The sequence below is a fragment of the Acinetobacter sp. SM34 genome (assembly GCF_022012365.1).
GTDB lineage: Bacteria > Pseudomonadota > Gammaproteobacteria > Pseudomonadales > Moraxellaceae > Acinetobacter.
The window spans coordinates 1-1,039 of record NZ_JAKLTP010000033.1 but is presented as its reverse complement, the minus strand read 5'-3'; the positions used below and the strand labels follow the sequence as shown (position 1 = coordinate 1,039).

General features: G+C 40.3%; 1 protein-coding gene. It reads left to right on the top strand.

The genetic code is table 11. From position 1 onward, the window contains the following. Positions 1-54: 54 nt before the first annotated feature. Entirely contained in the window at positions 55-987 is a 933-nt protein-coding gene (locus LZZ98_RS15425; protein ID WP_237788593.1) for an IS5 family transposase, read from the top strand. The last annotated feature ends 52 nt before the right edge of the window (positions 988-1,039 follow it).

The window sequence follows — 1,039 nt, the reverse complement described above, 5'->3', positions numbered from 1 at the left end:
GGCTTTGTTGCACAAACCTATCTGTAAAGGCTTATCTAGCAATATAATTCTCAAATGAATAAGCTCGCACCTAAAACCTATCGCACAACCAATTGGTCTTCTTACAACCGAGCTTTGGTGAATCGAGGAAATATCTTGATCTGGTTTGACCCGACTACTCAATGGTATGCACAACCAAAAGGCAAACATGGTAGAAATCAAACTTATTCTGATGCGGCTATTCAATGCTGCCTTATGATCAAATCACTATTTCGACTCTCTTTACGCATGGTCACTGGCTTTGTTCAGAGCCTTATTAAACTTTGTAGATTAGATTGGACAGCGCCAGATTATTCGACTATTTGTAGAAGACGAAAGTATATTGATATTGCAATTCGCTATCAAAAAAGTCGTGATGGTCTCCACCTACTCGTCGACTCTACTGGCTTGAAGTTTTTAGGTGAAGGTGAATGGAAACGTAAGAAACATCAGCCCGAATATCGTCGCCAATGGCGTAAACTTCATATTGGCATAGATGCTGAAACGCTGCAAATACGGGCCGTTCAGCTCACGACAAACAATGTCAGTGATTCACAAGTACTCGAGGATTTACTTAATCAAATTCCACTTGATGAGCAGATTGATTCTGTCTATACAGATGGGGCTTATGACACGAAACACTGCAGAAAAGTCATTTCAGATCGACAGGCATATGCGGTGATTCCGCCAAGAAAAAATGCGAAGCCCTGGAAAGACAAAAAGCTGAGTTCTTTAGAAAGAAATGAATTGTTGAAAACGGTTAAATGCTTAGGCAGAACAATTTGGAAAAAGTGGTCTGGGTATCATAGGCGAAGCTTGGTAGAAACCAAGATGCATTGCATCAAATTATTGGGAGATAAACTCAGTGCACGGAGTTTTCAAAGCCAGGTGAATGAGATTCATGCACGTGTGGCAGTATTAAATAAATTTACGGAATTAGGCCGAGTTCATACCCAAGTTGTCTGTTAAATTTGAATGGCTTGGGGAAAATTCGGCTTTTGAATGTTTATGCAACAAAGCC